Raw genomic sequence first — 26,574 nt, 5'->3', positions numbered from 1 at the left:
GATCGGCGACACGCGGGCGCAGACAAAAGGATGACACGCCAAATGACAGCCAAGAAAGACACATGGCGCCAGCTTGCGGAAAAAGAACTTCGCGGCAAACCGCTGGACGCGCTGACATGGAAAACGCTGGAAGGTATCGATGTCCAGCCGCTTTATACCGAAGAGGATGTGGATGGGCTGCCGCATCTGGGGTCCATCCCCGGCGAGGCCCCGTTCACGCGCGGCGTCAAGGCGACGATGTACGCCGGCCGTCCCTGGACGATCCGGCAATATGCGGGCTTTTCCACGGCCGAGGAATCGAATGCCTTTTACCGCCGCAACCTGGCTGCCGGTCAGCAGGGGGTGTCGGTTGCCTTCGATCTGGCGACGCATCGGGGCTATGACAGCGATCACGAGCGGGTCACGGGCGATGTCGGCAAGGCAGGCGTGGCGATCGACAGCGTCGAGGACATGAAGATCCTTTTCGACGGCATTCCGCTGGATCAGGTGTCGGTGTCGATGACGATGAATGGCGCGGTGATCCCGATCCTTGCCAATTTCATCGTCGCGGGCGAAGAGCAGGGGCACGACAGGTCGGTCCTGTCCGGCACCATTCAGAACGACATCCTCAAGGAATTCATGGTGCGGAATACCTATGTATACCCACCCGAGCCCTCGATGCGGATCATCGCGGATATCATCGAGTACACCAGCAACGAGATGCCGCGATTCAACTCGATCAGCATTTCCGGCTACCACATGCAGGAGGCGGGCGCGAACCTCGTTCAGGAACTGGCCTACACGCTGGCCGACGGCAAGGAATACGTCCAGACCGCCATGGCGCGCGGCATGGATGTGGATCGCTTCGCCGGGCGGCTGTCGTTCTTCTTTGCGATTGGAAAGAACTTTTTCATGGAGGCGGCCAAGCTGCGTGCGGCGCGGCTTCTGTGGCACCGGATCATGACCGAACTCGGGGCCAAGAACGACCGCTCAAAGGTACTGCGCACGCATTGTCAGACCTCTGGTGTGAGCCTGGCCGAGCAAGATCCTTACAACAATGTGATCCGCACCGCCTATGAGGCAATGAGCGCGGTCCTGGGCGGCACGCAAAGCCTGCACACCAACGCGCTGGACGAGGCGATTGCGCTGCCAACAGAGTTTTCCGCCCGCATTGCACGCAACACGCAGTTGATCTTGCAGGAAGAAACCGGTGTGACGAATGTCGTCGATCCGCTTGCGGGGTCCTATTATGTTGAAAAGCTGACCCATGATCTGGCCGAGGAAGCCTGGAAGTTGATCGCGGAGGTGGACGAGATGGGCGGCATGACCAAGGCAGTGGCCAGCGGCATGCCAAAGCTGCGCATCGAGGAAACGGCGGCCACGCGCCAGGCGCTGATCGACCGGGGCGAGGATGTGATCGTCGGCGTCAACAAGTACCGTCGCGAGACCGAGGACGAACTGGATATCCTGGATGTGGATAACGTCAAGGTGCGCCAGTCCCAGATCGACAGGCTCAAGACGATTCGCGGCAACCGCGATCAGGCGGCCTGTGACAGGGCCTTGGCGGAATTGGAGCGGCGCGCGAAGGACGGCGGCAATCTTCTGGAGGCGGCGGTCGAGGCATCGCGGGCACGCGCATCAGTCGGAGAAATCAGCATGGCGATGGAAAAAGTGTTTGGCCGCCACCGGGCCGAGGTCAAGACCTTGGCAGGCGTCTATGGCGCAGCCTACGAAGGCGACGAGGGCTTTGCCGCGATTCAGCGCTCGGTCGAGGCGTTTGCCGAGGACGAAGGCCGACGCCCGCGGATGCTGGTGGTCAAGATGGGGCAGGACGGCCACGACCGGGGCGCCAAGGTGATCGCGACCGCGTTCGCGGATATCGGCTTTGACGTGGATGTGGGGCCATTGTTCCAGACGCCCGCCGAGGCGGCGCAGGATGCGATCGACAACGATGTTCATGTGATCGGGATCTCGAGTCAGGCCGCTGGGCACAAGACATTGGCCCCGGAGCTTGTCAAGGAGCTCAAGGCGCAAGGCGCGGGCGACATCCTCGTGATCTGCGGCGGGGTGATCCCGCAGCAGGATTACAAGTTCCTTCAGGATGCGGGCGTGAAGGCGATCTTCGGACCCGGGACGAACATCCCCGAGGCGGCGCAGGATATACTGCGGCTCATCCGCGAGGCGCGGGGGTGAGCCTGGTGTCGGATCGGCGTCGCCGATCCGACAGGCCGGGGGCTCTGCCCCGTCGTCCATTGGGCTTGCACCAATGGCGCCGCAATGAACGACCCCCCGGGATATTTGAAAAACAAAGAAACCGGGGAGGTCGGTTCTGATGTTCACTTTGGATCATGTCGCAGTGGCGGGGGAGACCCTGGCCGAGGCGGTGGCGCATGGCGAGGCGGCGCTTGGCGTGCCGCTTTTGCCCGGTGGGGAGCATGCGCATTACGCGACGCATAACCACCTGCTCGGGCTGGAGGACGGGCTGTATCTCGAGGCCATCGCCCTTGACCCGTCCCAGCCCGCGCCGGAATATCCGCGTTGGTTCGGGCTCGATGAGTTCACCGGTGCGGCGCGGCTCGACAAATGGATCCTGCGCTGTGATGACATCGCGGCGGCGCAGGACGCGTTTCCCGAGGCCGGGGCGCCGGTGCATCTGACGCGCGGTGATCTGAGCTGGAGCATGCTGGTGCCGCCGGATGGGCGTTTGCCGTTCGGCGGCCAGTTTCCCGCGATCATCCAGTGGCACACCGACACGCCGCCGGGAATGACGCTGCCCGCTGCGGCGCTGCGGCTCGAGAGGTTGACGATCTGTGGGCCTGATGTGGACGATCTGAAAACGCGCCTGGCGCCGGTGTTCGACGATGACCGCGTGGCGTTTCGCACCCGGCCCGAGCGGATGATGGAGGCGGTGTTCCTGACTGGCAGCGGGCGGCGCATCCTGACATGATCATCCGCCCCGCGCGTCCCGGGGATGCCGGGGTGGTGATGGCGATCCTGAACGATATGATCGACACCACAAGCATCACGTTCACCACCGAGCGCAAGAGCCTGCAGGCCGTGCAGGACGATATCGCGGCGCGGGGGCGGGCGTTTCTTGTCGTCGAGGTGGCGGGCGTTGCGGCGGGCTATGCCAGGTATTTCCCGTTTCGCGGTGGTCCCGGCTATGCGCGGACCAAGGAACATTCGATCGCACTTGCGCCACAGGCGCGGGGGTGCGGTGCGGGGCGTGCGTTGATGAGCGCGCTGGCGGCAGAGGCGCGCCGCGAGGGCGTGCATTCGCTGATTGCTGCCGTCAGCGGAGAAAATCCGGCAGGCCGCGCCTTTCATGCCGCCATCGGCTTTACCGAGATTGCCGTGCTGCCCGAGGTGGGCTTCAAGTTCGAGCGCTGGATTGACCTTGTCCTGATGCAGAAACGGCTCTGATGCCGCACTGACAGAGCTGGCGTTTTGACGTAAACTGTAGCCATGTCGATCTGGTCGCGCATTTCGGAAGCCCTTTCGTCCCTCGCGTCGGGCGAGGGGCTGGCTGCGGTGTTCGACCGTTTGCGCACACCGCCGGAGAAAACCGTTGCTTTCACCATCGCGGTGATCGCCCTGTCGGCCAAGATGGCCAAGGCAGACGGGCGTGTGACCCGTGACGAGGTCATGGCTTTTCGCGAGGTTTTTCACATCCCCAGGGAGGACGAGGCGGGCGCTGCACGCGTTTTCAATCTTGCACGGCAGGACGTGGCGGGGTTCGAGGATTATGCCAAGCGCATCCGCACCATGTTCGGAAACGATCAGGGCACGCTGTGCGACCTGATGGAGGGATTGTTTCATATCGCCATGGCGGACGGGACGTATCATGATGGCGAGGACGCGTTCCTGCACCGCGTGGCGCAGATATTCGAATTGCCGGCAGGATCGTTCAAACAGCTCAAGTCGCGTTTCGTGCCGGACGCGCAGCGGGATCCTTTTGATGTGCTGGGGGTCGATCCCGAAATGCCGCTGGACGAGATTCGCGCGACATGGCGGATGTTGGTGCGCGAAAGCCATCCCGATCGCATGATCGCGCGCGGCGTGCCGGAGGAGGCCGTGAAGCTGTCCGAACGCCGCCTGATCGACATCAATCGCGCCTGGGAAGAGATCTCGGCCCGGGAAAACGCGTGATGCGGATCGCCACCTACAATGTCGAGTGGTTCGATGTGCTGTTCGACGACGATGGCAGGCTGGTTGCCGATGATAGCTGGTCGGTGCGGCATGACGTGACCAAGGCCATGCAGATCGAGGCGCTCGGGATTGTCTTTACGGCGATGGATGCGGATGCGGTGCTGGTGATCGAGGCCCCGGACACCAACCGCCGGCGCGACACTGTCCGGGCGCTTGAGACCTTTGCCAGCGTCTTTGATCTGCGTGCCTGCAAGGCGGTGATGGGGTTTGCCAATGACACCCGGCAGGAAATCGCGTTGATGTACGACCCCGTCATGCTCTCGGCAGCGCATGATCCCAAGGGACCTGCGCCGGTGCCCGGTATGCCGCCGGGCGAGGGTGCGCCGCGTTTTGACGGGACCTTTCGCATTGATCTCGACGTGGACGCGACGGAAGACAAGGTGGTGTTTTCCAAGCCGCCGTTCGAAGTGGCGATGACGGTGCGCGCGACGGGGCAGATGATCCGCCTGATCGGCACGCATTTGAAATCCAAGGCGCCACATGGCGCGGCAAATCGCAACGACGTGATGCGCCTGTCGATCGCGAACCGGCGCAAACAATTGGCGCAGGCGATCTGGGTGCGCGCACGGGTCGAAGAGCATCTGGCGAAGGCGGAGCCGGTCATCTTGCTGGGGGATCTGAATGACGGTCCCGGGCTGGATGAATACGAAGACCTTTTCGGGCGCAGTTCGGTCGAGATTGTCTTGGGACGCGGCGATCTTGCCTTGTTCGATCCACATGCGGCGCGGGCGTTGTCGCGGCGGATTGTGGCACAGCCGACCACGGCGCGATTTTATATCCCGCAGGAAGAGCGGTATTTGCAAGCGCTTCTGGATTACGTGATGGTTTCCCCCGATCTTCGGGCCGAGGCGCGTCGCTGGCGGATCTGGCATCCATTCGACGATCCGGCTTGCTGGACGGCACCCGAATTGCGGCAGGCCTTGCTGACGGGGTCGGATCACTATCCGGTGTCTCTGGATATCGATCTGTAGGGTCTGCACCCAAGGGTGCAATCGTCTGTCATGTGGCTTATATCCGAACCATGAAACAGATTTCCAGCATTGCACTGGCTCTGGCCATCACGACATCCGCAGCCTCTGCGCAGGAGGATGAGGGCACCAGCCTCATGGAGGAGGGGGCAAAGCTCTTTTTTCGGGGGCTCATGGACGAGATGGAACCGGCGCTTCGAGAGCTTGAAGGGCTGGCCAAGGACATGGAACCGGCGATCCGCAGTTTCGCCGAGGAAATGGGACCGGCCCTGCGCGACTTGATGGAGCAGGTCGAGGATTGGTCGGCCTATGACCCGCCGGTCGTGCTTCCTAACGGGGACATCCTGCTCAGGAGGAAAAAGGATGCGCCCCCTCTCGACAGCTTGCCGCCGCCGGAAGAGGGCGAGATCGACATCTGAGCCTTATTCAGCCGGTTGCGCATAGGCGTCGCGCCGGGCAGGTGTCAGCAGCGCATTTGCCAGGAAAGCACCGGCTGCGATGGACAGGATGGCCAAAAGGGCGGCGATGGAAAGCGTCGGCACTCCGCCCAGACCCGCGCCCACTGTGCAGCCTCCGGCCAGCACGCCACCGACGCCCATCAGCACGGCACCGCCAGCATAGCGGCCGGTTTCGGCCGGGGCGCTGAAGGAATGCCACCGGAAGCTGCCAAACGCGAGGGACGTCACGAGGGACCCGGCGAGGACGCCACCAATCAGCCCGACGCCGAAAGTGGCGGGTATCGAGCTGGACGCGACGGTCCAGAACAGCGTGTCGGCGAAGGGGGCGGTGAACGACAGGCTTTGCAGGGCGACCGGGTCAAAATCATCGTAGAGCACATAACCCGTGCCGATCCACCCGGCAGGCACCAGCGCACCAAGCAGCGCGGCCATGACAAGCGCGCTGACCCGGTTGCCCGACCGCAGTGCAATGGCCAGGGCGGCCAGGGCGATCAGCGCAGACGAGAGCAGCGCGCCACCGGGCAGAGCAGCGAGGGACACTGTTTCGCCCAAGGGTAGGGTGGCAGAGCCCAGCGTGGTGCGCAGGGGCGCAAGGATGCCCTTGAGCGTGGCATGGGCGGTGATGGCAAACACCAGCAGGACAAAGACGCCGCGCAGGTTGCCACTGGCAGACAGGATCGTCAGTCGCGAGACACAGCCGCGTGTGAGCACCATGCCCGCGCCGAACATCAGACCGCCCAGGGCAATGGCGAGGACCGGAAGGTCCCCTGCCAGCAAGCGGTGAGTGTCAAAGCTGATCGCGCCGGTCAGCACACCGGCCTGCGTGCCAAGTACAGCCACGGCCAGCGCGGTCATCCAGACGCCCATTGCCTGCTTGCGGTCTTCACCAACCAAAGCGCGACGAAAGCAGAATTTCGTGCGCTCGGCCAGGGCGCCGAAGGCGGCACCCAGGATCACCCCAAGCCCGACCGCCGCTTGCGGCGCCGTAAGGGTCTCGAAGCCAAGAGATTCGAACATGGGGTCGCTCCTTTCATCTGATTGACGTGTCAGATGGCGGGAGGCTGTTGTCTCGACAAGGGCTGGAGACCGGAGGCGCGCGCGGCTGGCCGGGAGAGAATTCCGGACCGGTCAGGACCTGTGGAATGCCGTTCTTTCGTGGTGAGTTTGCCCGAACCAGTCTTCTGGTGATCTGCGCATCGCGGGGTTTCTGGTTTTATTTGCAATGAGCGAGGCTGCGTTGGCTCTTGACGCGGACCGGTGGGGGGGGTGCCCCCGGTCCGCCGTTGGCGGGGACCAGAGGGCCTTTTCGGCCCAAGGACTCCGCCAGTTGCGTCAGCGCCCCCGGATGCGCGGGTCGAGCGCGTCACGCAGGCCGTCGCCGAGGTAGTTCACCGACAAGACCGTCAAGGAGATGAACAGCCCCGGCAGCATCACGCGTTCGGGGTATTGCTGCATCCGCGACACGGCATCCGCCAGCATCTTGCCCCAGGTGGGGAAGTCGGACGGGAACCCGACCCCAAGAAAGCTGAGCGCGGATTCGGTGATGATCGCGGTGGCAAGGCCCAGCGTGGCCGACACCATGATCGGTGACAGGACATTCGGCAGCAGGTGGCGCTGCACGATCTTGAACGGCGTGGTGCCGATGGAGCGCGCGGCAAGGATGAATTCGCGCTCCTTCAGGGCAAGGATGTCGCCGCGCACGATCCGGGCCGTTGGCATCCAGCTTGTCACCGCGATGATCGCGACGATCAGGACGAACATGCCGCCTTCGGGCCCGAACGCCTGGCGCAAGGGCTGGCGGAACAGGGTCACCGCGACCAGCAGCATCGGCAGGATCGGCAGGGACAGGAACAGGTCCGTCAGGCGCATCAGAATGCCGTCAGCCTTTTTCACGAACCCGGCGAGAACGCCGACAGTCGTGCCGATGACAAGGCTCAGGACCATTGCGGCCCATCCCACAGCCATCGAGATGCGACCCCCCTGAAGGATCTGGGCAAACTGGTCGCGCCCCAGCTGGTCGGTGCCGAAGGGCCGGGTCCAGGACACCTTGGCAGAGCTGTCCAGAAGTGCGGTCCAGATCGGCCGCATGTCCTTGTTGCGAATGTCGAGCTTTTGCGCGTCGACCTGCCAGATCAATGGCCCGATCAGCACCGCAATGGTGATGAAAATCAGAAATCCACCGCCGAACATTGCGCCCTTGTGTTTGCGGAACTGGTCCCACACGTCTTTCCACTGGCTGCGTGGCGGTGCCAGCGGGCCTTTGTCGGCCAGCGCTTCGATCGGGGCGGGGGACGCGGGGAGGGGATCAGTCATAGCGGATTCTCGGGTCGAGAAGGCCGTACAGGATATCGGCGATCAGGTTGAACATGACGATGAGGAAGGCGAAAATAAACGTGATTGTCATTACCATCGGCAGATCGCTGGCGAACAGCGCCGTGATGAGCAGTTGGCCAAGGCCGTTTACCTTGAACACGTTCTCCGTGATGATCGCACCGCCGAAGATGGCCGGCACGTTGAGCGCGATGACGGTGATGACCGGGATCATCGAATTGCGCAGGACGTGGACGGTGACGACAACGGCCTCCGACAGCCCCTTGGCGCGGGCGGTGCGGACATAATCCTGGTTGAGATTGTCGAGCATCGAAGCGCGCATGTAGCGACTGATCTGAGCCGTGGTCTGCAACGCCAGCACCATCACCGGCAGGATCATCTGTTGCAGTTGAAACTTGAAGCTGGCCCAGTCATTCACGATATGCGTCGTGTCATAGATCGACGGGAACCAGCCCAGTTGCACCGAGAAAATGACGATGAGCAACGGGCCGGTGAAGAACGGCGGGATCGAAAAGCCGATCATCGTGATGAAAGTGCCCGATTGATCGAAAACCGAATATTGCCTGTAGGCCGAATAGATGCCGATGGGCAGGGCGATCAGGATGCCCACGACATACGCCATGCCGACAACCCAGAGCGTTTGCGGGATGCGCTGGATGACGGTGTCCATGACCGGCGACCGGGTCTGCCAGGAGATCACGCGCAGTTCGTCCTGGTAAAGCTGCGTATCCGGCAGCCAGCCCAGAAGACCGCTGGACCGTGTGGCCCAGTCGATGAACACTTTCGGTTCGGTCCAGAAGACCTGCACCAACCATTTCCAGTATTGCACCAGCGCGGGTTCCCCGACGCCAAGCGCTTCGCGCATCTTCTGCTTGACCTCTGGCGGGACGGTCAGCGGAACCTGCGCCATCGGGTCGCCGGGGGCGAGTTGCAAAAGCATGAAAATGACAAAACTGATGAACAGAAGCGTCGGAACGGCGAGGACAAGTCGTCGGACGGCAAAGGTCAGCATCGTGTGGCGCCTCGGGGCATGAGTCTTGGAAAAACTGGCAAGATGCGTGCACGCACGCACCTTGCCGGGCAAGCGTAGGGTGCGTGATGTCACGCACCCAAACCAGGGCATCAGTCCATGCGATACCAGTCTGCGACGTTCCACAATTCGCTGTCCCAGACATTGAGATCAACGCCGCCCAGCGTGTTGGAGTGGGCAGACAGGCGACCACGGTGCACCAGCGGGATCATGCCGCCATTGTCGGTCATCATCGCGCTCAGTTCCCGACCGATCCGCTGACGCTCTGCCATGTCGGCGGTTTCGGTCAACTCGGCATGCAACGCATCATACTCTTCCATGCAGAAGCGGCTGATGTTCTCGCCTTGCCACTGGGTTTCGGGGCGCGGAGCCTTGTCGCACAGGCCGTTGCCGAGATAGCTCTGCGGGTCGGTGCCGTTGAAGGTGTTGGCGTACATCTCAACGTCCGCATAGAACTTCTGGAAGGTGTCCGGGCTGCCCGGGTCACCGCCGAAAAACACCGAGCTGTCGACGTTGCGCAGCTCGACTTCAAAGCCGATCTGCTCCCACCATTCCTTGATCAGCGCCTGGAAATCCTGACGCACCGCGTTGGTCGAGCTCTGGTACAGGATCGAGAGCGGCTCGCCATTGTGTTCGCGCACGCCGTCGCCATCCGTGTCGACGATGCCGGCTTCATCCAGCAGCGCCTTGGCGCCTTCGATGTCCTGAACGTCGCAGCCCTCGAACGTGGACGCGAATGCCTCGGGGGCCGGGACCCAGGAACAGCCGACCCGACCGGCCTGACCATACCCGATTTCCACCAGCAGCGGGCGGTCGATTGCCATCGACATGGCCTTGTACACCGCCGGTTCGCGCAGGAAGGGATGAGGGTGCGCCGCGGTGGAGCGTTCGCCCTCGGGCAAGTTGGGGTCGGGGTCCGTCTGGTTGACCATGATGCGTTCGAGCAGCGGTCCGAACCCGGCAACGGCGACGCCCTGTCCGCCTTCTTCCATCGCGGCGATCACGTCAGGGGCCAGTTGCAGGTTCCAGGCGTAGTCAAATTCTCCGGTTTCCATCACGGCCTGACCCGCAGCGCGCGCATCACCGCCCCCCTTGAAGGTGACCGATGCAAAAGCGGGCTTGTCCGGGTCGCGATAATTCTCGTTCGCCGACATGGAAATCACATCGTTCGGCTTGAATTCATCAACAACGAACGGGCCGGTGCCGATCGGGTTGAAATTTTCCTCGGTGCAGGTCGATGCAGCCGCGCCCACGCAGTTTTCGAACTGTGCCTTCTGGAGGATCGGGCTTTCGCCACCGACAAACGGGCCATAGGGGTTCGGGGTCGGGCCGTCGAAAGTCACGACAACAGTGGTTTCGTCAGGTGTCTCGACGCTCTCCACGCCTTGGAATTTCGTCACCTGCGCGCAGCCGCCTTCGGGATCGGTGCAATATTCGTAGGTGAACTTGACGTCCTCGGAAGTGAACGGCGTGCCATCGGACCATGTCAGGCCGGGCGTGATGTTCCATGTGATCGAGGTCAGGTCTTCGCTGATGCCGCCATTCTGGACGGTCGGCAGTTCTTCGACCAGCCACGGCACGAGATTTCCGTCCGGATCGTAACGCGCAAGCGGTTCAATGACCATCGAGGCGGCTTCGACATCCTTCGTGCCGCCCGACAGGAACGCATTCATGATGGAGGGCGCTTGCCAGTAGATGATCCGGACTTCACCGTCCGATCCACGTTCTGCGAACGCGGCAGGGGCAAGGGCGACAGCCGCAGCGGCCCCCATGAGAAGGGTTGTGAGTTTCATTCGTCTCTCCTTGTTGGACACAGTTTTCCCGTGTCGTTCTTGTTGCCGGGAAAAGCGCCGAAGCGCGGCGGCTCCTGCTGTTCAAGATCACCAAGACCCACCGCTGACCACGCGCTCCACATCCACTAGGGGCACATCGAAACAATTTTTTATTCCGAAATGCAAGCCCCGAGGTCGGTTTGCGTCGCGTCCGCTTACAGAGCGTTTGACTTTGCCCGAGCGTCGTTTAGCAATTGTGCAACTTCTGCAAAAGGATCGCGCTCATGCCGGATGGCAGCATCGCCAAGATTGATAATCTTCGGGTTGAATTCCAGACCAAATCGGGGACGGTTGTCGGTGTCGAGGATGTCTCGTTCGAGATCAACCCGGGCGAAACCGTCTGTGTGGTTGGGGAATCGGGATCCGGCAAATCGGTGTCGTCCCTCGCCTTGATGCGCCTTGTTCAATACGGCGGTGGCGAGGTTACGGGCGGCCACATGCTGTTCGATCGCAAGGAAAAGGGAACCGTCGATCTTTCCGATACGGATCAGGACCTGATGCGCACGATCCGCGGCAACGAGATCGGGATGATCTTCCAGGAGCCGATGACCGCACTCAATCCGGTCTTTACCGTTGGCAAGCAATTGACCGAAGGCCTGCGCCTGCACAAGGGCATGAGCCGGGCCCAGGCCGAGGCGCGCGCTCTGGACCTGATGCGGCAGGTGCGAATCCCCGAACCCGAGCGTCGTCTGAAACAGTTCCCGCACGAGCTGTCGGGCGGGATGCGGCAGCGCGTGGTGATCGCGATGGCCTTGGCGTGCGAGCCGCGCCTTCTCATCGCGGACGAGCCGACCACGGCACTCGACGTGACCATCCAGGCGGAAATCCTGGCCCTGATGGACCGTCTCAAGCGGGAAACCGGCACGGCGGTGATATTCATCACGCATGACATGGCCGTGGTGGCGCAGATGGCCGACCGCGTTGTTGTCATGTTCCGGGGCAACAAGGTCGAAGAAGGCACGGTCCAGGAGATCTTCGAAAACCCGCAACACCCCTACACCCAGTCATTGTTGGCCGCAGTGCCCAAGCTCGGAGAGATGGCAGGCACCGACTTGCCGCGTCCGATGCGCCTGTTAGGCCGGGACGGGTCCGATGTGCCGCCGATCACCGGGTCCGAAGAGGTGCTTCTCGACGTCAAGAACCTGACGACGCGGTTTCCGGTGAAAGGCGGGTTCTTCCGGCGCACGGTCGCCAATGTCCATGCCGTCGAGGACCTGTCGTTTTCGGTGAACAAGGGACAGACTCTGAGCCTTGTCGGGGAATCGGGATGCGGAAAATCCACGGCCGGACGATCGATCCTTCGACTGGTGGAACCGCTGGAGGGCAGCATCTTTCTTGAGGGCAAGGATATCATGGCACTGGGCCAGACCGGCCTGCGCCAGGCGCGCAGCGACATGCAGATGGTGTTCCAGGATCCCTTCGCATCGCTGAATCCGCAGATGCAATTGGCCGACCAGGTGTCCGAGCCGATGCGCAATTATGGCATGGGAACCTCCAAGGAAATGCGCGAACGGGTCGAAATGCTGTTCGACCGCGTGGAACTGCCGCGCAGCTTCATGCAGCGCTACCCGCATGAATTGTCGGGCGGGCAACGGCAACGCATCGCCATTGCGCGCGCGCTGGCGCTGAACCCCAAGCTGATCGTGTCGGATGAGGCGGTGTCGGCGCTCGATGTGTCGGTGCAGGCACAGGTGTTGAACCTGATGATGGAATTGCAGGCAGAGCTGGGCATTTCCTATCTCTTCATCAGCCATGACATGGCGGTGGTCGAGCGGGTCAGCCATCATGTCGGCGTTATGTACCTGGGCCGTATTGTAGAGATCGGCCCCCGCCGCGCGGTGTTCGAAAACCCGCAGCACCCCTATACCCAAGCCTTGATGAAAGCGGTGCCGATTGCCGATCCACAAAGGCGCAAGTCGGAGAAGGACCTGAACTTCAAACCGATCCCGTCGCCCATTCATGGGCTCGATTACCAACCCGAACCATCGGTCTACCGCGAGGTGGAACCCGGTCACAAGGTGCTGGTGACAGACAGCGGGTATTGATCGTACCGGGCCGCATCCCGGGGGCGCGCGCCGCATGGTACGGGTCCAAGATCGGGGCAGCACCGTGCGGGTCCGCGTCGTGAACATGCATTGCGAATAGTCCGGCCGGTCCAACCGCCTGAAATCGCCTGCGCCGGTCCGGGCTCGCATGCGCCCGTGGATCGACGCCGGAAAGACCGTCTTTATGGTTGGCGACCTGGATACGCTGCACGGTTCCCGCAGGGTGGACATTCTGGAGGACCCGGGCGCGCGATCTTCGACCGGACGCCGGGCGCCACCTGTCACCTGAACCGCGGGCTGCACCTGTTCGGAGCCATTGACCATCTGTCTCGGACACGTGATGTTGCCCGCACGGCGGGGCCGGTTGCGCTGCAACGCAAATTCGATGATGTCCGGCCATCGGATCATCACACGGTCTACGCGGACTACCTTATGTCATCCGACGCAGAGTGAACACATGCAGACACGATTGTCCCCCCGCGAGATTCTTGACCATCTGGTGAAATTCCCAACGGTCAGCCGCGACACGAACTTGCCGCTCATCGATTGGGTCGAGGGTTATCTTGCAGATCACGGAATCACCTGCCACCGGCATGTCAAAGCTGACGACCCGGGCAAGGCGGCGCTTTTTGCCCATGTCGGACCCGAACTGCCGGGCGGCGTGATCCTGTCAGGCCATACCGATGTTGTCCCGGTTGATGGCCAGCCATGGACCACCGATCCGTTCACAGTGACCGAAAGGGACGGCAAGCTGTACGGGCGCGGAACCACCGACATGAAAGGGTTTGACGCGCTGGCGATCTGGGCACTGGTCGAGGCGCAGGCGCGCGGCGTCTTGCGGCCCGTGCAGATCGCCCTGAGCTATGACGAAGAAGTGGGATGCGCCGGCGCGCCGCCATTGATCGAGGCGATGCAGGGCAGGGTGCCGCGCGCCGACACGGTGATTGTCGGCGAACCGACGATGCTCAAGGCGGTGACGGGGCACAAGGGGGGCACGACGTTCTGGGTGCATGTCCACGGATTCGAAGTGCATTCATCGATCATGCATACGGGCGTCAGCGCGATCATGTACGGGGCCAAGCTGATCGAATGGGCGAACCGGATGAACGCCGAAAGCGCCGCTGCCACGCCGGGACCCGTCGCGGCGCAGTTCGATCCGCCTTACACGAATGTGCATGTCGGCCAGATCTCGGGTGGCACAGCCCATAACATCACCGCCAAGGATTGCGAATTCGGTCTTGGTTTTCGGGTCGTGCCGGGAGAAACCCTGGAGCATTGGGAAGGCAAGCTGCGCGCCGCCGCCGCAGAGGTCGAGGCCGAAATGAAAGCCGTGCGCCCCGAGGCCTGGATCGAGATCACCCCCGCCTTTTCCCTGCCGCCCTTCAAGCCCAAGGATGGCAGCAAAGCGGAAACGCTGGTGCGCCAACTCACGGGAGATAACGGCACGAAGCATGTCTCTTACGGGACCGAGGCGAGCCATTTCCAGGCCGCCGGATATTCTGTTGTGGTCTGTGGGCCCGGTGATATCGCCGTGGCGCATCAGCCAGATGAATACATTACGCTGGCCCAGTTCAAGCAAGGGCAGGCGTTCATGGAGCGACTGCTGGAGCATCTGTCCGCATGATGCCATTTCCGATCTCGGACGCCACGCCCATCGCGTTTCCCGGACCGCCGCCGCGCGAAACCGACGTTGTGGTGATCGGTGGCGGGGTTATCGGGGTGTGCACGGCGCTGTTCCTGGCGCGCAAGGGGCGCCGCGTTGTGCTTTTGGAAAAAGGGCGCATTGCGGCAGAGCAATCCTCGCGCAACTGGGGCTGGATCCGCCAGCAGGGACGCGATCCGCAGGAACTGCCGATCATGGTCGAGGCAAACCATCTCTGGACCGAGCTGGCGGCGCAGACCAATGTCGATATCGGGCTGGTGCGGTCGGGTGTGACCTATCTCGCCGAGAGCGAGACCGAGCTTCAGAGCTTTGCCAACTGGCTGCCGCATGCGACAGCGCAGGGGGTGGATACCGAACTTCTGGACCGTTCGGCGCTGAAGGCGCGTTTTCCGGACCTGGCGAAATCAGGCATCCACGGGGCGCTGACCACGCCTTCCGACATGCGGGCCGAGCCTTGGGTCACGGTGCCGGCGCTGGCGGGTATCGCCGTGCGCGAAGGCGCGGTGATCGTCGAGGGTTGCGCGGCCCGCAAGCTCGATCTCGAAGGCGGACGGGTCACCGGTGTCCATTCCGAGGCCGGGCGCATTGCCTGTTGCGATGTCGTGGTTGCCGGAGGTGCCTGGTCGTCCTTGTTCCTGCGGGCGCACGGGGTGGCAATCCCGCAATTATCCGTTCGTGCAAGCGCCGGGGCGACGGAGCCGGTGGCCTTGCCGCATCAGGGCGCCGCGGCGGCGGCAGATTTCGCCTTTCGCATGCGCGCCGATGGCGGTGCGTCATTGGCGGCGGGCGGCTTTCACGAGCTGTTCATCGGACCGGACGCTGTCCGGGCGCTGCCGAAATACGCCGCACAGCTCCGGGCCGATCCGTTCGGAACGCGCTTTTATCCCGCGGCTCCCGGCGGATATCCGGATGCCTGGACAACCAGGCGCCAGTGGCAGGCGGACGAGGTCAGCCCCTTCGAAAGGATGCGCGTTCTGAACCCGAAGCCCAACAGCGCCAAACTGCGCAAAGTGGCGGCTTCCGTCGAACGACTGTTCCCGCAGGTCGGGCCGATCCGCTACCGCGCGATGTGGGCCGGGATGATCGACACACTTCCGGACGTGGTGCCGGTCGTGGACCGTGTCGATGCGATCCCCGGCCTGACCATCGGCACGGGAATGAGCGGGCACGGGTTTGGCATCGGTCCGGGAATGGGCCGCGTGCTGGCCGATCTGGTCTGCGGCGCGGCACCGGGCCACGATCTTGGCCGGTTCCGCCTGTCGCGGTTCAGCGACGGGAGCCGAATGGATCTGGGTCCGGCACTCTAGGCGTCGGATCCACTTGAAGCCCGGAGCGGTCTGGGTCACGTTCCGGGGCTGAGACTCCGTTCCACTCAACACAAGGATGACCAACATGCCGGTCAAGAACCGATTTGCCGAACTGCACGACGAGATCACCGCGTGGCGACGCGATCTGCACGAAAACCCCGAGATCCTGTTCGAAACGCACCGCACCAGCGCTTTGGTGGCGGACCGTCTCAAGGAATTCGGCTGCGACGAGATCGTCACCGGGATCGGGCGCACGGGTGTTGTCGGTGTGATCAAGGGCAAGAGCAATGCATCCGGCAAGGTGATCGGCTTGCGCGCCGATATGGACGCGCTGCCGATTCACGAACAGACCGGGCTGGACTACAAGTCCAAGACCGATGGCGCGATGCATGCCTGCGGCCATGACGGCCACACGGCGATGTTGTTGGGCGCGGCCAAGTACCTGAGCGAGACGCGCAATTTCGATGGCACGGTTGTCGTGATCTTCCAGCCCGCCGAAGAAGGCGGCGGCGGCGGCAAGGAAATGTGCGACGATGGCATGATGGATCGCTGGGGCATCCAGGAGGTCTATGGCATGCACAACTGGCCGGGCAAACCGGTGGGCAGCTTTGCGATCCGGCCCGGCGCATTTTTTGCCGCAACCGACCAGTTCGACATCACCTTCGAGGGCAAGGGCGGTCACGCGGCCAAGCCGCATGAGACCATCGATACCACCGTTATGGCATCGCAAGCGGTGCTGGCGTTGCAGACCATCGCCAGCCGCAATGCCGATCCGACCGACCAGGTGGTGGTGTCCGTCACCTCCTTCGAGACATCAAGCAAGGCATTCAACGTGATCCCGCAGCGCGTACAGCTCAAGGGGACCGTGCGCACCATGTCGACCGAGATGCGTGACCTTGCGGAAAGACGGATCAAGAGCGTCTGTGCAGGGATTGCCGACACGTTCGGCGGCACGGTCGATGTGACCTATCACAGAGGCTACCCGGTCATGGTCAATCACGACGAACAGACCGAATTCGCGGCCAGCGTTGCCACGTCGATCGCCGGAGCCTGCGACGATGCGGATCTCGTGATGGGAGGCGAAGATTTCGCGTTCATGCTCGAAGAGCGTCCCGGGGCCTATATCCTTGTCGGCAACGGAGACGGCGCATCGGTGCACCATCCGGAATACAACTTCAACGATGAGGCGATCCCGGCGGGCTGCTCGTGGTGGGCCGAAATCGTGGAACAACGGATGCCGGCAGCGTGATGACCGGATAGGCGTCGCGCAATGTCGCGCGACCCGACCACTGAACGGCCCTCTGTCGGGGGTCGTTCAATGGTCACGCCGATCATGCCACCTTGCAATTGCCGGTCGACACATGACCATTGGTCAAAGGCTACTCTGCACCCCGTTCCGCTGTCAGGGCGACATCCACAGTCACCTCGAAGGCCAGTTGGCTTTCATCGGTCATGTTCTCTCCGATCCCGAAAGGCCTCCGGTCGAGAACAGTGCTCCCCTCCATCGTCGCCACATTGTCGTTCAGCGACAGGTCAAAGGGCAGCGACACCGCCTGTTCCACGCCGCGTAGCGTCAAGGTGCCGTCGGCAACATACCCCTCGTCGGTGTTCAGGATGTCCGCGCTGAACCGTGCCGTGGGGTATTGCGCGCTGGCAAAATAATCCGGGCCCAAAGCCTGCTGCGTGACCGATCCAAGCGTCAGGGACGGAATAGCGATTTCCACGGTCACCGTCCCCGCCTTGCCGCTGTCGATGCTCTCGTTGAAACCGATATCGGCTGTCCAGTCAGCAAACGACCCGGACACGGCTGATCCCATTTGCTGCACCGTGATGCCGAGTGTGCCGCTCTCGACCACCCATTCGCTGTCCACCTGTTGCAGTGCGGGGGCTTCGGCGGCGATTGCACCATGGTCTTGGTACAGGCCAAGCGCGCTGCCAAGTCCAATCGCAGCCGCCCAGATGACCACTGCGAAAACCGGTGCCAGGACTTTCCTGCGAGGCGCGCTTTCGGCACTGTCCGGCACCGATCGTCCCGGCAACATCCGCGCCAGCGTGTGATCCTTGTCGACCACCGCGTGCTTCACGGCGCCGGCGATGTGCAGCAGAAGCGACCCGATCAGCACCCGTTCGAAAATGATATGCAGCCCTGCCGCGATCCCCGACACCTGCTGGTTTTCCGGAACGAGAGGAAGATTCTGACCGAACGGCCACCAGATCGGCGCGAAACCCTCGGTCGCGGCGTGATGGATCCACCCTGACAGCGGCACAAGCACCAGAGAGCCATAGAGCAACCAATGCACGATCTCGGCCAACAGGGTTTCTGTGGTGCGATCGGGATGCACCGGTACTGGTTTCGGCTGGCTCAACGCCCAGAGGATCCGTGCCAATGCCACGAAAAACAGCGTCACGCCCACCGTTTTGTGCAAGGAGAACAGCCATGCCTTGTCGGCCAGTTGTTCTGCGGTGTCATAAGGCAGGCGGTTTGCGATGATGCCCAGCGGGATCACGATGAATATGCCCAGCGCGGTCAGCCAGTGAAACGTCTTGGTGACCGCGCCGTAGCTGGACCGTGTGTTGGTGGCGTGCATGGATCGACTCCGGTGTCATGTCGCGGTACGGCACACCTACCGCGTGGCTCGCGTGGTTCAATCTTCGCCAGCGCACAGAAATCGTGCGGCAGCGTTGCGTCGCGTGACCACGGGCTGTAATGGCTTGGGCCGACAAAAGCTGGAGACTGTCATGAGCCGAGCATTTCTTTTTCCCGGGCAAGGGGCCCAGACCATCGGGATGGGGCGCGACCTGGCCGAGGCCTATCCCGCTGCGCGCATTGTCTTCGAAGAGGTTGACGAGGCGCTGGGAGAAAAGCTGAGCGCGGTGATCTGGGACGGCGATATCGAGACATTGACCCTGACGGCAAACGCGCAACCGGCGTTGATGGCCACATCGATCGCCGCGATCCGTGCCCTTGAGGCAGAAGGCATTACAGTGATGCAGGCGTCCTATGTCGCGGGGCATTCGCTGGGCGAATACTCGGCCCTGACCGCGGCGGGCGCGTTGTCGGTGACCGATGCCGCGCGCTTGCTGCGCGCCCGGGGCGCGGCAATGCAGGACGCGGTGCCGGTTGGCCAAGGGGCGATGGCAGCGATACTTGGACTGGGCCTGGAAGAGGTGCGCAAGGTTGCCGAGGCCGCCAGCCAGGGCGAGGTTTGCGCTGCGGCCAATGACAATGATCCGGCGCAGGTCGTGGTGTCCGGCCACAAGGCAGCCGTGGAGCGCGCGGTCGATCTCGCGAGAGAGGCAGGCGCCAAGCGTGCGATGCTGCTGCCGGTCAGCGCGCCGTTCCATTGCGCGTTGATGGCCCCGGCCGCCAAGGCGATGGAAAACGCCTTGGCGGATGTGGACATCCGCGCGCCGTCGGTTCCCGTTGTCGCCAATGTTTTGGCCGAAGCCGTGAGCGAACCCGACCGCATCCGCAGCCTTCTGGCCGATCAGATCACCGGCGCCGTCCGCTGGCGCGAGTCGGTGGCCTGGATGGTGGAACAAGGTGTTGACGATTTCTGGGAAATCGGTGCGGGCAAGGCGCTGATCGGGATGGTCCGCCGGATCGACCGCAGCGTCGCGACGCGGGCAGTGGGCACCGCCACCGATGTAAAGGCGGCGTCAGAGAACGGCTGACCGGCTTCGCGAATTGATACTCCGCGCGTAGACGCTTTGCGCATATGGGTGGAAAATGATGAAAAGGACCTCGACATGTTCGATCTGACAGGCAAAACCGCGCTGATCACTGGCGCTTCGGGGGGCATCGGCGGTGAAATCGCCCGCGCCTTGCACGGCGCGGGGGCGACGGTCGGCCTGTCCGGCACCCGTACCGAACCATTGGAAACACTTGCCGCCGCGCTGGGCGACCGCGCCCATGTCCTGCCCTGCAACCTGAGCGATCCAGAGGCGGTTGCGGCGCTGCCGAAGCAGGCGGCCGAGGCGATGGGCAGTGTCGATATCCTGGTCAACAACGCCGGGATCACGCGGGATAACCTGTTCATGCGCATGTCGGATGACGAATGGCAGTCGGTGCTCGATGTGAACCTCACCGCGACGTTCAAGCTTTGCAAAGGTGTGCTGCGCGGCATGATGAAGGCGCGCTGGGGGCGCATCGTGAATATCTCGTCTGTCGTCGGATCCACCGGCAATCCCGGTCAGGGCAATTACGCCGCCGCCAAGGCCGGCATGGTCGGCATGTCGAAATCGCTGGCCCATGAAGTGGCAAGCCGCGGTGTGACGGTGAACGCGGTCGCACCGGGGTTCATCGAAACGGCAATGACAGACAAGCTGACCGACGACCAGAAATCCGCGATCCTGACGCAGATTCCTTCGGGCCGCATGGGCACGCCGCAAGAAATTGCAGCGGCTGTGCTCTATCTGTCCAGCGCCGAGGCGGGCTTTGTCACCGGAACCACGCTGCACGTGAACGGCGGCATGGCAATGCTCTAGACGCCGTGCCCGCGGCGCGCGCTATGGGCGCTCTTGCACCGCTTGGTGCAGGCTTTGCCGACGCCGATTCTTTGTGGCGAAAGCGTTTGCCATCCCGATCCCATGTGCTATAGCGGCGCAGGTTTCGGACCAGCCCTTTCACCGGGCAGCTTCGGTCTTTCGCGCCTCAAGCGGGACGTAAACCGCCGCCCGTCAGGGCATTACAAATTCCGCCCGGGCGAGGGCTAACCCGGCCTTCGCGCCGACGAAACTGTGAGGAAGATAACATGAGCGACATCGCAGATCGCGTTAAGAAGATTGTCGTCGAGCACCTAGGTGTCGAAGAGGATAAAGTCGTGGAAAACGCCTCTTTTATCGATGATCTTGGCGCAGACAGCCTTGACACAGTCGAACTGGTCATGGCGTTCGAAGAAGAGTTCGGGATCGAGATTCCGGATGACGCGGCCGAGACCATTCAGACGTTCGGCGATGCCGTGAAGTTCATCAAAGACGCGCAGTAAGCGCCGCACTCATCGAGCTTTTCAAAAGCGCGGTCTTTTCAAGGGCGCGCTTTTGTTTTGCGCGGCTGTCCCGATTGTGCGCCCCGATTGCGCGCTTTGAATGCCATCCCCGATGGCAACGGCCCGGTCGGCGCAGGTGCCTGGTGTTCGCTGTACCGACAAGACCGGCCGCGTCGCGCCGGCAGGCGGGTTGTGGGGCCGGTTACCCTGTCTTTTCCTGCAGCTTCGCCGCATCCCAAAGCGCGTCCATCTCGGCAAGATCGCTTTGGGCAGGTGATTTGCCCTGTTCGGCCAGTGCCGCCTCGATGCTTTCGAAACGGCGGGTGAACTTGGCATTGGCCGCGCGCAGAGCCGCCTCGGGGTCGAGGCCCATGTGGCGCCCCAGATTGACCATGACGAACAGCAGATCGCCGAATTCCTCGAACCGCTCGGCCTCGTCGCGCACCTCGCGCAGTTCCTGTGCTTCCTCGACGATCTTGTCCAGCACTTCGTCCGTCGTGGGCCAGTCGAACCCGACCCGCGCCGCGCGGTTCTGCAACTTGATCGCACGGGTCAGCGCGGGCAGACCCCTGGCGACCCCGTCCAGCACGCCGCGCTGCGCCTTGTCTGCGCGTTCCGCCGCCTTGATCCGTTCCCAGTCCTGCACCTGTTGTTCGGCGGATTTCTCGCGGCTCTCGTCGCCGAACACATGCGGATGTCGGGCCACCATCTTGTCGGAGATCGCATTTGCCACGTTATCGAAACTGAACATCCCGGCCTCTTCAGCCATCTGGGTGTGGTAGACCGACTGCAGGAGCAGGTCGCCCAATTCGCCCTTCAGCTCGCCCCAGGCTTCGCGCTCTATGGCATCCGCCACCTCGTAGGCTTCCTCTATCGTGTAGGGTGCGATGGACGCAAAATCCTGTTCGATGTCCCACGGACACCCGGTGTCCGGGTCGCGCAACCGGCGCATGATTTCCAGGAGCCGGGGCAGCCCGCCCTTGGGGTCATGGATCAGGTCATCGGTCATTGCAGGCCTCCGTGCTTCGGCATTAGAAACAGGGATGCGGCATCGCGATAAGGGAGTCCAGACATGGCGATCATCAACCGGATCGGCGATTATGCCGAAGACCTCAAGACATGGCGGCGGCACCTGCACATGCACCCCGAACTCAGCCTCGATTGCCATGAAACGGCGGCTTTCGTGGTCGAACGGCTGCGCGACTTCGGCGTGGATGAAATTCACGAAGGCATTGCCGAATCCGGTGTCGTGGCGCTGATCCACGGGCAGGGTGACGGCCCTGTGACGGGCCTGCGCGCCGACATGGATGCGTTGCCGATGGCAGAAATCACCGGGGCCGACTGGGCCTCGACCGTTCCGGGTATGATGCATGCCTGCGGACATGACGGGCACACCGCGATGCTGCTGGGGGCCGCACGCTACCTCGCCGAGACCCGGAATTTCAAAGGCACGGCCGCGCTGATTTTTCAACCGGCCGAGGAAACCATCGGCGGTGGGCGCATCATGGTCGAAGAAGGCATCATGGATCGATTCGGTATCCAGGAGGTGTACGCGCTGCATACCGATCCGTTCGTTGACGCGGGGGTGTTCAGCACGTGTCCCGGACCGATCATGGCCGCGGTGGATGATTTCGAGATCACGATCACCGGCAAGGGCGGGCACGGGGCCTTTCCACATACGACTCTGGACCCGGTCCCTTGCGGTCTGGCCATCGGGCAGGCGCTTCAGACGATCCCGTCGCGCAATGCTGATCCGGCGTCGCCATTGGTCGTGTCGCTGACGATCATCGAAACCGGCTCCGCCACGAATGTCATTCCCGAAACCATGCGCCTTGCGGGCACGGTGCGCAGCTTTGATCCCGATCTGCGCGACATGATCGAACGCCGCTTCCACGAGATCGTTGCCGGGCAGGCGGCGAGCTATGGTGTGAAGGCGCATCTTGCGTACAACCGCAATTACCCCGCCACGAACAATCACGAAACAGAGACCGATTTCGCGGTCACGGTCGCCAAGAACGTGGCCGGGGCATCGGGTGTCATCGCCGACCGCACACCCGAAATGGGGGCAGAGGATTTTTCCTACATGCTCAATGCCCGCCCCGGCGCGTTCCTGTTCCTGGGGCAGGGGATCGGGCCGTCCTGCCACCACCCGGCGTTCGACTTCAACGATGATGTGGCTCCCATCGGCGCGTCCTTTTTCGCGCGCCTGATCGAGACCCGTCACGGAGTGTGATCCATGGCGCTTGAAGACGCGAAAACCCAGATCGACCACGCGTTCACCCGCGATGACCTGAAGGGGGCGAGTTTCGAAAACGCCTTTGCCGGCGCCACCTCCTTCCTGCGGCGGCGCTACACCAAGGATCTGACCAATGTGGACATTGCCATCACCGGTGTGCCCTTCGATCAGGCCGTGACCCACCGCGCCGGCACCCGGTTTGGCCCGCGCGCGGTCCGCGAGGCATCGAGCCTGCAGCCCTACGACAAACCTTATGGCTGGGATTTCAACGTGCTAGACGACTTCGCGATTGCCGATTACGGCGATCTGGCCTTCGACTATGCCAAGATATCGGACTTTCCCGAAACGCTGAAAACCCATATCGCGGGCATCCTCGCGCAGGACACCGCAACGGTCACGCTGGGCGGTGATCATTCCATCACCCTGCCGATCCTCGAAGCCTATGCCGAGAAATACGGACCTCTGTCGCTGCTTCAGTTCGATGCGCATACCGACACATGGGCCGACGATGACATGGATCGCATCGACCATGGCACGTTTCTTTACAAGGCCGTCAAGCTGGGTCTGGTTGATCCGGGCCGCTCGGTCCAGGTGGGCATTCGCACCGACAACCCCGACACTCTTGGTTTCAACATCATCGACGCCCGCGAGATGCACCGGATCGGACCCGAGGCCGTGGCTGAGAAAATCCGCGAAATCCTAAAGGATTACCCGACATACCTCAGCTTCGACATCGACTGTCTTGATCCCGCCTTTGCCCCCGGCACCGGCACACCTGTCTGGGGCGGACCATCAAGCGCGGACATGGCGGTCATCCTGCGAAATATCGCCGGGATCGAGCTGATGGGCGGCGATCTGGTTGAAGTCAGCCCGTCGTTCGATACATCAGGGGTGACGGCGATTGCGGGGGCGCATGTGGTGACAGAGATCCTGTCGCTCTGGGGCTGGACCCGCCGCGCCTGACAGGGTTACCCGTATAAAGGGGCAGAGTGCCCATTGGGACAAGGCAGGCATCGTGAAAGTGTTTTTCTGGGCGATCATCGTCATTATTCTGGGCGGGCTGGCATGGATCAGGTTTGCCCCGTCGGACCCGGCGGTGTGGCATGTCGACCCCAAGGTGACGGCGGATCAGGACCTTGCCGGAGGCGTCCGACGCCGCATCCCGGCTGATGACGGGACATTTGCCGAACTGGACCGCATCATCCTGGCCACGCCCCGCACCGAAGTGCTGGCCGGCAGTGTCGAGGACGGCATGGTAACTTATGTCACGCGCTCGCAATGGATGGGATTTCCGGATTATACCACGGTGATGAAAAACGACGACGTCCTGGAGCTTTTCGCCCGCTCGCGCTTTGGCCAGTCCGACATGGGTGTCAACAAGGCCCGCGTCGAAAGCTGGCTGGACCGGCTGGAGGCGCAACGCGACTAGCCCGGGGCTTGCGCCGCTGAACGAGATGACCACTTGACCCGCTGCCCCCGGTCGATCACATCCCTGCCATGATCCCCGAAGACCGCCTGCACCAGATCACATCGCGATTCGAATACCTTGAGGCCCAGATGGCCGAAGGGTCCGGCGATATCGCCGCCCTCGGCAAGGAATATGCCGATCTGCGCCCGGTGGTCGAACAGATCGCCGACTGGAAACAGGTCCGCGCCGACATTGCCGAGGCCGAGGCGATGCTGGACGATCCGGAAATGCGCGACCTGGCGCAGGAAGAGCTTTCCACGCTCAGGATGCGTCTGCCCGAGGTGGAACACGCGCTGCAACTGGCGCTTCTGCCGAAAGACAAGGCCGATGCGCGCCCCGCCATGCTCGAGATACGACCCGGCACCGGCGGGGAAGAGGCTGCGCTCTTCGCAGGTGATCTGTTGCGCATGTACCAACGCTATGCCGAGGCGCGTGGCTGGCGGGTCGAGATTATCGAGCACCAGGAAACCGAGATCGGCGGCATCAAGGACGTCGTGGCCCGGATCAGCGGCGACAGCGTGTTCGCGCGGTTGAAATACGAATCCGGCGTGCATCGCGTCCAACGCGTGCCCGAAACCGAAAGCGGCGGCCGCATCCACACCTCGGCAGCCACGGTCGCCGTCCTGCCAGAGGCCGAGGACGTGGATATCGAGATCAACCCCAACGATCTGCGCATCGACACCATGCGCAGTTCCGGCGCGGGAGGCCAGCACGTCAACACCACCGATTCAGCGGTGCGGATCACCCATGTTCCCAGCGGGATCGTCGTCACCAGTTCAGAAAAATCCCAACATCGCAACCGCGAGATCGCGATGCAGGTGCTGCGCACACGGCTTTTCGACCAGGAGCGGCAAAAGGCCGAGGACGAACGCTCTGCCGACCGCAAGAGCCAGGTTGGCTCGGGGGACCGCTCGGAACGCATTCGCACCTACAATTTCCCGCAAGGCCGCCTGACCGATCACCGTATCGGCCTCACGCTCTACAAGCTCGATGCGGTGATGGCGGGCGATCTGGATGACATCATTGACGCGTTGACCGCCGATGCGCAGGCCAGGCTGCTGGCCGAGATGACGTGACCCACGATCCAAAGGACGCCTTGCAGGATGCCCGGCGCCGGCTGGACATCGCCGGTTCACCCAGCCCGGCCCGCGATGCCAGCGCATTGGTCGATCTGGTGCAGCGGGGGGCGCCGTCCTGGACGCCGCTGACCGACGACCAGATGGCCCATCTGCAACGGTTGGTCGATCGGCGCGCGCGGCGCGAACCGATCAGCCATATCACCGGCAAGCGCGCCTTCTGGATGCATGATTTCCAGGTGACGGGAGACGTGCTCGACCCGCGCCCGGACACCGAAACGCTGGTCGAAACCGCATTGACGCATGCCTTTGACACGGTGCTTGATCTTGGCACTGGATCGGGCTGCATCCTGCTGTCGCTGCTGCACGAACGCCCCGGTGCGTGCGGGCTCGGGACAGATGTGTCAGACGCGGCGCTCGCTGTGGCGCGCCGCAACGCGGCGACGGTCGGGGTGTCGAATCGCGCCGACTGGCGGGTCTCCGACTGGTTCAGCGATGTCACGGGCACTTTCGACCTGATCGTGTCGAACCCGCCCTATATCGCTGAATCCGAGATGCCGGACCTCGCCCCGGAACTTGCCTACGAACCGCGCGGTGCCCTGACGGATGAGGGGGATGGCCTGTCTGCCTACCGCGAAATCACGGCAAGCGCGCCGCGTTTCCTGGCTCCCAATGGACGCTTGATGGTCGAAATCGGACCGACCCAAGCCAGGGATGTGACCGCGTTCTTCCACGCCGCGGGACTTGAAAATGTCACTACGCATCCCGACCTTGATGGCCGGGACCGTGTGATTTCCGGCGCGTTTCTGCCACAAACCGACGTATGATCCGCAAGACCGATCACATTTTGCACAGTTTATGCTTGTAAGCAGGCCCCTGACATGATTATGCAGACGTGTCGTTGCGGTCGAGGCCGGGTTATACCCCTCTCGCGCGGTCGTAAGCCACACATGGATGCAATTGCATAGGACCCGCGCTAACAGC

24 protein-coding genes are annotated in these 26,574 nt (G+C 62.8%); 18 read left to right on the top strand and 6 right to left on the bottom strand.

Annotated features, from left to right (window positions below; all coding sequences use genetic code 11):
* Nucleotides 1-42 precede the first annotated feature (42 nt).
* The 6 genes from scpA to LCF59_RS06290 all read left to right on the top strand — a co-directional run bounded on the left by scpA (nucleotide 43) and on the right by LCF59_RS06290 (nucleotide 5,575).
* Nucleotides 43-2,172, top strand: a complete 2,130-nt coding sequence (gene scpA, locus LCF59_RS06315; protein ID WP_292286601.1) for a methylmalonyl-CoA mutase — start codon at nucleotides 43-45, stop codon at nucleotides 2,170-2,172.
* A 139-nt stretch (nucleotides 2,173-2,311) separates the two neighbouring features.
* Nucleotides 2,312-2,926 carry a VOC family protein gene (locus tag LCF59_RS06310; RefSeq protein ID WP_292286600.1) on the top strand — a complete coding sequence of 205 codons (615 nt, stop codon included), beginning with the start codon at nucleotides 2,312-2,314 and terminating at the stop codon, nucleotides 2,924-2,926.
* Nucleotides 2,923-3,402, top strand: a complete 480-nt coding sequence (locus LCF59_RS06305) for a GNAT family N-acetyltransferase (RefSeq protein ID WP_292286599.1) — start codon at nucleotides 2,923-2,925, stop codon at nucleotides 3,400-3,402. The genes LCF59_RS06310 and LCF59_RS06305 overlap by 4 nt, the downstream gene beginning before the upstream one ends.
* Before the next feature lie 42 nt (nucleotides 3,403-3,444).
* The gene (locus tag LCF59_RS06300; protein ID WP_292286598.1) at nucleotides 3,445-4,128 is read left to right on the top strand and encodes a molecular chaperone DjiA; all 684 of its coding nucleotides are present in this window, start codon (nucleotides 3,445-3,447) and stop codon (nucleotides 4,126-4,128) included.
* Nucleotides 4,128-5,159 carry an endonuclease/exonuclease/phosphatase family protein gene (locus tag LCF59_RS06295; RefSeq protein WP_292286597.1) on the top strand — a complete coding sequence of 344 codons (1,032 nt, stop codon included), beginning with the start codon at nucleotides 4,128-4,130 and terminating at the stop codon, nucleotides 5,157-5,159. Before LCF59_RS06300 ends, LCF59_RS06295 begins: the two co-directional genes overlap by 1 nt.
* Nucleotides 5,160-5,209: 50 nt before the next feature.
* Nucleotides 5,210-5,575: a hypothetical protein gene (locus LCF59_RS06290; protein WP_292286596.1), complete on the top strand. Its 366-nt coding sequence runs from the start codon at nucleotides 5,210-5,212 to the stop codon at nucleotides 5,573-5,575.
* Between the two features lie 3 nt (nucleotides 5,576-5,578).
* Here LCF59_RS06290 and LCF59_RS06285 read toward each other — a convergent pair whose 3' ends face one another.
* From LCF59_RS06285 to LCF59_RS06270, 4 genes are all read right to left on the bottom strand, one after another.
* Nucleotides 5,579-6,631 (bottom strand): YeeE/YedE family protein, encoded by a 1,053-nt coding sequence (locus LCF59_RS06285; RefSeq protein WP_292286595.1) that lies wholly within the window; start codon nucleotides 6,629-6,631, stop codon nucleotides 5,579-5,581.
* 315 nt (nucleotides 6,632-6,946) lie between these two features.
* On the bottom strand, nucleotides 6,947-7,927 hold the full coding sequence (locus tag LCF59_RS06280) for an ABC transporter permease (protein WP_292286594.1): 981 nt from the start codon (nucleotides 7,925-7,927) through the stop codon (nucleotides 6,947-6,949).
* The gene (locus LCF59_RS06275) at nucleotides 7,920-8,957 is read right to left on the bottom strand and encodes an ABC transporter permease (RefSeq protein ID WP_292286593.1); all 1,038 of its coding nucleotides are present in this window, start codon (nucleotides 8,955-8,957) and stop codon (nucleotides 7,920-7,922) included. Before LCF59_RS06275 ends, LCF59_RS06280 begins: the two co-directional genes overlap by 8 nt.
* 110 nt (nucleotides 8,958-9,067) lie before the next feature.
* Entirely contained in the window at nucleotides 9,068-10,768 is a 1,701-nt protein-coding gene (locus LCF59_RS06270; protein ID WP_292286592.1) for a peptide ABC transporter substrate-binding protein, read from the bottom strand.
* Nucleotides 10,769-11,031: 263 nt separating this feature from the next.
* On the opposite strand from LCF59_RS06270, the gene LCF59_RS06265 reads away from it, so the two are divergent.
* The 4 genes from LCF59_RS06265 (at nucleotide 11,032) to LCF59_RS06250 (ending at nucleotide 17,071) form a co-directional block, all read left to right on the top strand.
* The gene (locus LCF59_RS06265) at nucleotides 11,032-12,852 is read left to right on the top strand and encodes an ABC transporter ATP-binding protein (RefSeq protein WP_292286591.1); all 1,821 of its coding nucleotides are present in this window, start codon (nucleotides 11,032-11,034) and stop codon (nucleotides 12,850-12,852) included.
* A gap of 457 nt (nucleotides 12,853-13,309) precedes the next feature.
* Nucleotides 13,310-14,476 (top strand): acetylornithine deacetylase, encoded by a 1,167-nt coding sequence (gene argE / locus LCF59_RS06260; RefSeq protein ID WP_292286590.1) that lies wholly within the window; start codon nucleotides 13,310-13,312, stop codon nucleotides 14,474-14,476.
* Complete coding sequence (locus tag LCF59_RS06255; protein ID WP_292286658.1) at nucleotides 14,476-15,822, top strand: FAD-binding oxidoreductase; 1,347 nt, start codon at nucleotides 14,476-14,478, stop codon at nucleotides 15,820-15,822. The genes argE and LCF59_RS06255 overlap by 1 nt, the downstream gene beginning before the upstream one ends.
* A gap of 85 nt (nucleotides 15,823-15,907) precedes the next feature.
* On the top strand, nucleotides 15,908-17,071 hold the full coding sequence (locus tag LCF59_RS06250) for a M20 aminoacylase family protein (RefSeq protein ID WP_292286589.1): 1,164 nt from the start codon (nucleotides 15,908-15,910) through the stop codon (nucleotides 17,069-17,071).
* Between the two features lie 130 nt (nucleotides 17,072-17,201).
* On the opposite strand, the gene LCF59_RS06245 is transcribed toward LCF59_RS06250, so the two are convergent.
* Nucleotides 17,202-18,410: a cytochrome b/b6 domain-containing protein gene (locus LCF59_RS06245; protein WP_292286588.1), complete on the bottom strand. Its 1,209-nt coding sequence runs from the start codon at nucleotides 18,408-18,410 to the stop codon at nucleotides 17,202-17,204.
* A 151-nt stretch (nucleotides 18,411-18,561) separates the two neighbouring features.
* On the opposite strand from LCF59_RS06245, the gene fabD reads away from it, so the two are divergent.
* The 3 genes from fabD to LCF59_RS06230 all read left to right on the top strand — a co-directional run bounded on the left by fabD (nucleotide 18,562) and on the right by LCF59_RS06230 (nucleotide 20,810).
* Nucleotides 18,562-19,497, top strand: coding sequence for an ACP S-malonyltransferase (gene fabD / locus LCF59_RS06240; RefSeq protein WP_292286587.1), 936 nt, complete (start codon nucleotides 18,562-18,564; stop codon nucleotides 19,495-19,497).
* Nucleotides 19,498-19,572: 75 nt separating this feature from the next.
* A complete protein-coding gene (fabG, locus tag LCF59_RS06235; protein ID WP_292286586.1) occupies nucleotides 19,573-20,310 on the top strand; it encodes a 3-oxoacyl-[acyl-carrier-protein] reductase in 738 nt (245 codons plus the stop codon).
* Between the two features lie 266 nt (nucleotides 20,311-20,576).
* Nucleotides 20,577-20,810: an acyl carrier protein gene (locus tag LCF59_RS06230; RefSeq protein ID WP_292286585.1), complete on the top strand. Its 234-nt coding sequence runs from the start codon at nucleotides 20,577-20,579 to the stop codon at nucleotides 20,808-20,810.
* 202 nt (nucleotides 20,811-21,012) lie between these two features.
* Here LCF59_RS06230 and mazG read toward each other — a convergent pair whose 3' ends face one another.
* A complete protein-coding gene (mazG, locus tag LCF59_RS06225) occupies nucleotides 21,013-21,819 on the bottom strand; it encodes a nucleoside triphosphate pyrophosphohydrolase (RefSeq protein WP_292286584.1) in 807 nt (268 codons plus the stop codon).
* 63 nt (nucleotides 21,820-21,882) lie between these two features.
* Between mazG and LCF59_RS06220 the strand changes: the two genes are divergently transcribed.
* The 5 genes from LCF59_RS06220 (at nucleotide 21,883) to prmC (ending at nucleotide 26,417) form a co-directional block, all read left to right on the top strand.
* Nucleotides 21,883-23,043 (top strand): M20 aminoacylase family protein, encoded by a 1,161-nt coding sequence (locus LCF59_RS06220; RefSeq protein ID WP_292286583.1) that lies wholly within the window; start codon nucleotides 21,883-21,885, stop codon nucleotides 23,041-23,043.
* Nucleotides 23,044-23,046: 3 nt separating this feature from the next.
* Nucleotides 23,047-24,009, top strand: a complete 963-nt coding sequence (speB, locus tag LCF59_RS06215; protein WP_292286582.1) for an agmatinase — start codon at nucleotides 23,047-23,049, stop codon at nucleotides 24,007-24,009.
* A gap of 52 nt (nucleotides 24,010-24,061) precedes the next feature.
* The gene (locus LCF59_RS06210) at nucleotides 24,062-24,475 is read left to right on the top strand and encodes a DUF1499 domain-containing protein (RefSeq protein WP_292286581.1); all 414 of its coding nucleotides are present in this window, start codon (nucleotides 24,062-24,064) and stop codon (nucleotides 24,473-24,475) included.
* A gap of 68 nt (nucleotides 24,476-24,543) precedes the next feature.
* A complete protein-coding gene (prfA, locus tag LCF59_RS06205; RefSeq protein ID WP_292286580.1) occupies nucleotides 24,544-25,590 on the top strand; it encodes a peptide chain release factor 1 in 1,047 nt (348 codons plus the stop codon).
* Nucleotides 25,587-26,417, top strand: a complete 831-nt coding sequence (prmC, locus tag LCF59_RS06200; protein ID WP_292286579.1) for a peptide chain release factor N(5)-glutamine methyltransferase — start codon at nucleotides 25,587-25,589, stop codon at nucleotides 26,415-26,417. The genes prfA and prmC overlap by 4 nt, the downstream gene beginning before the upstream one ends.
* The last annotated feature ends 157 nt before the right edge of the window (nucleotides 26,418-26,574 follow it).

The organism is Marivita sp. (genome assembly GCF_020055675.1).
Taxonomy (GTDB): Bacteria; Pseudomonadota; Alphaproteobacteria; order Rhodobacterales; family Rhodobacteraceae; genus Marivita.
This window is presented reverse-complemented; position numbering and strand designations above follow the sequence as displayed.

Excerpts from the sequence above, each read along its gene's own strand:
- LCF59_RS06280 (WP_292286594.1), bottom strand. The coding sequence starts at position 7,927 with ATGACTGATCCCCTCCCCGCGTCCCCCGCCCCGATCGAAGCGCTGGCC.
- LCF59_RS06305 (WP_292286599.1), top strand. The coding sequence starts at position 2,923 with ATGATCATCCGCCCCGCGCGTCCCGGGGATGCCGGGGTGGTGATGGCG.
- fabG (WP_292286586.1), top strand. The coding sequence starts at position 19,573 with ATGTTCGATCTGACAGGCAAAACCGCGCTGATCACTGGCGCTTCGGGG.
- fabD (WP_292286587.1), top strand. The coding sequence starts at position 18,562 with ATGAGCCGAGCATTTCTTTTTCCCGGGCAAGGGGCCCAGACCATCGGG.
- LCF59_RS06295 (WP_292286597.1), top strand. The coding sequence starts at position 4,128 with ATGCGGATCGCCACCTACAATGTCGAGTGGTTCGATGTGCTGTTCGAC.
- LCF59_RS06220 (WP_292286583.1), top strand. The coding sequence starts at position 21,883 with ATGGCGATCATCAACCGGATCGGCGATTATGCCGAAGACCTCAAGACA.
- LCF59_RS06310 (WP_292286600.1), top strand. The coding sequence starts at position 2,312 with ATGTTCACTTTGGATCATGTCGCAGTGGCGGGGGAGACCCTGGCCGAG.
- argE (WP_292286590.1), top strand. The coding sequence starts at position 13,310 with ATGCAGACACGATTGTCCCCCCGCGAGATTCTTGACCATCTGGTGAAA.
- scpA (WP_292286601.1), top strand. The coding sequence starts at position 43 with ATGACAGCCAAGAAAGACACATGGCGCCAGCTTGCGGAAAAAGAACTT.
- prfA (WP_292286580.1), top strand. The coding sequence starts at position 24,544 with ATGATCCCCGAAGACCGCCTGCACCAGATCACATCGCGATTCGAATAC.
- LCF59_RS06290 (WP_292286596.1), top strand. The coding sequence starts at position 5,210 with ATGAAACAGATTTCCAGCATTGCACTGGCTCTGGCCATCACGACATCC.
- LCF59_RS06230 (WP_292286585.1), top strand. The coding sequence starts at position 20,577 with ATGAGCGACATCGCAGATCGCGTTAAGAAGATTGTCGTCGAGCACCTA.
- LCF59_RS06245 (WP_292286588.1), bottom strand. The coding sequence starts at position 18,410 with ATGCACGCCACCAACACACGGTCCAGCTACGGCGCGGTCACCAAGACG.
- speB (WP_292286582.1), top strand. The coding sequence starts at position 23,047 with ATGGCGCTTGAAGACGCGAAAACCCAGATCGACCACGCGTTCACCCGC.
- LCF59_RS06285 (WP_292286595.1), bottom strand. The coding sequence starts at position 6,631 with ATGTTCGAATCTCTTGGCTTCGAGACCCTTACGGCGCCGCAAGCGGCG.
- LCF59_RS06255 (WP_292286658.1), top strand. The coding sequence starts at position 14,476 with ATGCCATTTCCGATCTCGGACGCCACGCCCATCGCGTTTCCCGGACCG.
- LCF59_RS06300 (WP_292286598.1), top strand. The coding sequence starts at position 3,445 with ATGTCGATCTGGTCGCGCATTTCGGAAGCCCTTTCGTCCCTCGCGTCG.
- LCF59_RS06275 (WP_292286593.1), bottom strand. The coding sequence starts at position 8,957 with ATGCTGACCTTTGCCGTCCGACGACTTGTCCTCGCCGTTCCGACGCTT.
- LCF59_RS06270 (WP_292286592.1), bottom strand. The coding sequence starts at position 10,768 with ATGAAACTCACAACCCTTCTCATGGGGGCCGCTGCGGCTGTCGCCCTT.
- mazG (WP_292286584.1), bottom strand. The coding sequence starts at position 21,819 with ATGACCGATGACCTGATCCATGACCCCAAGGGCGGGCTGCCCCGGCTC.
- LCF59_RS06250 (WP_292286589.1), top strand. The coding sequence starts at position 15,908 with ATGCCGGTCAAGAACCGATTTGCCGAACTGCACGACGAGATCACCGCG.
- LCF59_RS06265 (WP_292286591.1), top strand. The coding sequence starts at position 11,032 with ATGCCGGATGGCAGCATCGCCAAGATTGATAATCTTCGGGTTGAATTC.